This is a genomic window from Empedobacter sp. GD03861, from assembly GCF_029840885.1.
Classification (GTDB): Bacteria; Bacteroidota; Bacteroidia; order Flavobacteriales; family Weeksellaceae; genus Empedobacter; species Empedobacter falsenii_B.
Genome location: NZ_JAOCDJ010000067.1, coordinates 1 through 5,074 on the forward strand (window position 1 = coordinate 1; position 5,074 = coordinate 5,074).

Sequence of the window (5,074 nt, forward strand, 5' to 3'; positions counted from 1 at the left end):
CGAGAGGTTTTGCTAAGATGAGAAGTTCATTTGAAATTATAAAATATACAGAAGAAAAAATAGCCGAATAAAACGAAGTCAATCCTTGAATAATGGAGCTATAGGAAATTCGAAGTTGTAAAAACATAGGTAGCAATACCAAAAGAAAAATTACAATGGAGAGTTTGATCCTGGCTCAGGATGAACGCTAGCGGGAGGCTTAACACATGCAAGCCGAGGGGTATAGTTCTTTCGGGAACTAGAGACCGGCGCACGGGTGCGTAACGCGTATGCAACTTGCCCTACTGAAAAGGATAGCCCTTCGAAAGGAGGATTAATACTTTATAACAGATTTAATGGCATCATTAGATTTTGAAAGATTTATCGCAGTAGGATAGGCATGCGTAAGATTAGTTAGTTGGTGAGGTAACGGCTCACCAAGACGATGATCTTTAGGGGGCCTGAGAGGGTGAACCCCCACACTGGTACTGAGACACGGACCAGACTCCTACGGGAGGCAGCAGTGAGGAATATTGGACAATGGGTGGAAGCCTGATCCAGCCATCCCGCGTGTAGGATGACGGCCTTATGGGTTGTAAACTACTTTTATCTGGGGATAAACCTACTTACGTGTAAGTAGCTGAAGGTACCAGAAGAATAAGCACCGGCTAACTCCGTGCCAGCAGCCGCGGTAATACGGAGGGTGCAAGCGTTATCCGGATTTATTGGGTTTAAAGGGTCCGTAGGCGGATTAATCAGTCAGTGGTGAAATCTCATAGCTTAACTATGAAACTGCCATTGATACTGTTAGTCTTGAGTGATGTTGAAGTTGCTGGAATGTGTAGTGTAGCGGTGAAATGCTTAGATATTACGCAGAACACCAATTGCGAAGGCAGGTGACTAAACATTAACTGACGCTGATGGACGAAAGCGTGGGGAGCGAACAGGATTAGATACCCTGGTAGTCCACGCCGTAAACGATGGATACTTGCTGTTGGGCTTTCGGGTTCAGTGGCTAAGCGAAAGTTATAAGTATCCCACCTGGGGAGTACGTTCGCAAGAATGAAACTCAAAGGAATTGACGGGGGCCCGCACAAGCGGTGGAGCATGTGGTTTAATTCGATGATACGCGAGGAACCTTACCAAGGCTTAAATGCAATTTGACAGAACTAGAAATAGTTTTTTCTTCGGACAGACTGCAAGGTGCTGCATGGCTGTCGTCAGCTCGTGCCGTGAGGTGTTAGGTTAAGTCCTGCAACGAGCGCAACCCCTATCATTAGTTGCCAGCGTTTAAAGACGGGGACTCTAATGAGACTGCCGGTGCAAACCGCGAGGAAGGTGGGGACGACGTCAAGTCATCACGGCCCTTACGTCTTGGGCTACACACGTGCTACAATGGTAAGTACAGAGGGCAGCTACTTGGCAACAAGATGCGAATCTCAAAAACTTATCTCAGTTCGGATTGGAGTCTGCAACTCGACTCTATGAAGCTGGAATCGCTAGTAATCGCATATCAGCCATGATGCGGTGAATACGTTCCCGGGCCTTGTACACACCGCCCGTCAAGCCATGGAAGCTGGGGGTACCTGAAGTCGGTGACCGTAACAGGAGCTGCCTAGGGTAAAACTGGTAACTAGGGCTAAGTCGTAACAAGGTAGCCGTACCGGAAGGTGCGGCTGGAACATCTCATATTTAGAGAACGACGAATTTTCTTCTATTGTAAGAAGATTGATTTTGATTCGGCTTTTTATTCTGTAGTATTTAATATATAGTTAGAGATAGAGGTTAAGGTAAAGTAAAATATTAAGGAATAAAAACTTATTACTTATAACTTAAGACTTACAACTAACAAAAAGACCACTCTTTAAGAGTATTAAAGAGTCTCATAGCTCAGCTGGTTAGAGCGCTACACTGATAATGTAGAGGTCGGCAGTTCGAGTCTGCCTGAGACTACTAAAAACGAAGTTCGATTAATGAATTTCGAAATACGACAAAGAGGGGGATTAGCTCAGCTGGCTAGAGCGCTTGCCTTGCACGCAAGAGGTCATCGGTTCGACTCCGATATTCTCCACGAAGCGATAAACGAATCTCGAAGTTCGAAATTCGTCTAAAGCAGAAGAGTTCATTGACATTATTAGAAACAGATTATAATTTATTTATAATCGCATACAATCAAAAACAAACAGATTTAGAAATAAATCAAAGTTTTATAAAGGTATACAATTAATCAAGAAAACGAGTAAGATTAACATAACCGCTCATAATATGACGGTTAAATCGAGAAAAAAGTTACAAAGGGCGTACGGCGGATGCCTAGGCTTTGAGAGGCGATGAAGGACGTGATAAGCTGCGATAAGCTACGGGGAGCGGCACATACGCATTAATCCGTAGATTTCCGAATGGGACAACCCGGCATGTTGAAGGCATGTCACCCAGCAATGGGAGCGAACGTTGGGAACTGAAACATCTAAGTACCAATAGGAAAAGAAATCAATTGAGATTCCGTAAGTAGTGGCGAGCGAACGCGGATTAGCCCTAAAGACTTAATAAGGATAATAGAATAACCTGGAAAGGTTAACCGTAGAGGGTGATAGTCCCGTAAATGAAATTTTTATTAAGTTGATAACGAGTAAGGCGGAACACGAGAAATTCTGTCCGAATATGGGAGGACCATCTTCCAAGGCTAAATACTCCTCAAAGACCGATAGTGAACTAGTACTGTGAAGGAAAGGTGAAAAGCATTTCGAATAGAAAGTTGAAATAGAACCTGAAACCGTACGCCTACAAGCGGTCGGAGCACGTAAGTGTGACGGCGTGCCTTTTGCATAATGAGCCTACGAGTTAATGTTGCTGGCAAGGTTAAGCACTTCAGGTGCGGAGCCGTAGCGAAAGCGAGTCTGAATAGGGCGCTATAGTCAGTAGTATTAGACGCGAAACCTTGTGATCTACCCATGGGCAGGTTGAAGCTTTGGTAACACAAAGTGGAGGACCGAACCGGTTGACGTTGAAAAGTCTTCGGATGACCTGTGGGTAGGGGTGAAAGGCCAATCAAACTGGGAAATAGCTCGTACTCCCCGAAATGCATTTAGGTGCAGCGTTTAGTAAAGTATATTAGAGGTAGAGCTACTGATTGGATGCGGGGGCTTCACCGCCTACCAATTCCTGACAAACTCCGAATGCTAATATATGTTTCTAGGCAGTGAGGGCATGGGTGCTAAGGTCCATGTCCGAGAGGGAAAGAACCCAGACCATCAGCTAAGGTCCCCAAATATATGCTAAGTTGAAAAAACGCGGTTGGATTGCATAGACAGCTAGGATGTTAGCTTGGAAGCAGCTATTCATTTAACGAGTGCGTAACAGCTCACTAGTCGAGCGATCCGGCATGGATAATAATCGGGCATAAGCATATTACCGAAGCTATGGATTAGTACATTAGTACTACTGGTAGGGGAGCATTCTAACGGCGCAGAAGTCACCTGGTAATGGGTGGTGGAGCTTTTAGAAAAGAAAATGTAGGCATGAGTAACGATAAAATAAGTGAGAAACTTATTCGCCGTAAGACTAAGGATTCCTCAGCTATGCTAATCAGCTGAGGGTTAGTCGGGACCTAACACGAACCCTAACGGGGTAGTGGATGGCAAACGGGTTAATATTCCCGTACCTGCACTCAATAAAAGTGACGAATGATTGTAGGAGGTGCGTACTGACGGAATAGTACGTTGAACCTACGTAAAGTAGGGATAGTACACGAAGACTTCGGTTAGAGTGATAATCCTCTGAAAATTGTTCCAAGAAATAGCGAGATGTGCAGCCCGTACCGTAAACCGACACAGGTGGTCGAGGAGAGTATCCTAAGGCGCTCGAGCGATTCATGGTTAAGGAATTAGGCAAAATAGACCTGTAACTTCGGGAGAAAGGTCGCTGACAGCAATGTCAGCCTCAGTAAAAAGGCCCAGGCGACTGTTTATCAAAAACACAGGACTCTGCAAAATAGAAATATGACGTATAGGGTCTGACACCTGCCCGGTGCTGGAAGGTTAAGGAAGGAGCTTAGAGGTAACTCGAAGGTTTTGACTGAAGCCCCAGTAAACGGCGGCCGTAACTATAACGGTCCTAAGGTAGCGAAATTCCTTGTCGGGTAAGTTCCGACCTGCACGAATGGTGTAACGATCTGGGCACTGTCTCAACCATGATCTCGGTGAAATTGTAGTATCGGTGAAGATGCCGGTTAATCGCAACGGGACGAAAAGACCCTGTGAACCTTTACTATAGCTTTGTATTGACTTCGGGTAAATAATGTGTAGGATAGGTGGGAGACTATGAAGCAGTATCGCTAGGTATTGTGGAGTCATTGTTGAAATACCACCCTTTATTTACTTGGAGCCTAACTTCCTAATGGAAGGACAGTGCATGGTGGGTAGTTTGACTGGGGTGGTCGCCTCCAAAAGAGTAACGGAGGCTTTCAAAGGTACCCTCAGCACGCTTGGTAACCGTGCGTAGAGTGTAATGGCATAAGGGTGCTTGACTGTGAGACCAACAAGTCGATCAGGTGCGAAAGCAGGACATAGTGATCCGGTGGTTCCGTATGGAAGGGCCATCGCTCAAAGGATAAAAGGTACTCCGGGGATAACAGGCTAGTCTCCCCCAAGAGCTCACATCGACGGGGAGGTTCGGCACCTCGATGTCGGCTCGTCACATCCTGGGGCTGGAGAAGGTCCCAAGGGTTGGGCTGTTCGCCCATTAAAGTGGCACGCGAGCTGGGTTCAGAACGTCGTGAGACAGTTCGGTCTCTATCTGTTGTGATCGTTAGAAGTTTGAGCGGAGTTGACTCTAGTACGAGAGGACCGTGTTGAACAAACCTCTGGTGTATCAGTTGTGCCGCCAGGTGCACCGCTGAGTAGCTACGTTTGGAAGAGATAAGCACTGAAAGCATATAAGTGCGAAACTCGCCGCAAGATAAGACTTCTTTAAAGGGTCGTTGTAGACTACAACGTTGATAGGCTATAGATGTAAAGGCAGTGATGTCATAGTCGAGTAGTACTAATTACCCATAGACTTTTTCTAAAAAAGTAGAACGAATCAAAGATAATGATAG

Annotated in this window: 2 tRNA genes and 2 rRNA genes; all 4 read left to right on the forward strand. The window is 45.6% G+C overall.

Annotation, left to right across the window (positions count from 1 at the left end):
- The first annotated feature begins 152 nt into the window (after positions 1-152).
- The 4 genes from N5D03_RS14520 (at position 153) to N5D03_RS14535 (ending at position 5,043) form a co-directional block, all read left to right on the forward strand.
- Positions 153-1,671: ribosomal RNA gene (locus N5D03_RS14520) — 16S ribosomal RNA — on the forward strand.
- Positions 1,672-1,858: 187 nt separating this feature from the next.
- Positions 1,859-1,932, forward strand: a tRNA-Ile gene (locus N5D03_RS14525).
- A 44-nt stretch (positions 1,933-1,976) separates the two neighbouring features.
- Positions 1,977-2,050, forward strand: a tRNA-Ala gene (locus tag N5D03_RS14530).
- A gap of 211 nt (positions 2,051-2,261) precedes the next feature.
- Positions 2,262-5,043, forward strand: a 23S ribosomal RNA gene (locus N5D03_RS14535).
- The 16S and 23S rRNA genes sit together here with 2 tRNA genes alongside, the layout of an rRNA operon.
- The last annotated feature ends 31 nt before the right edge of the window (positions 5,044-5,074 follow it).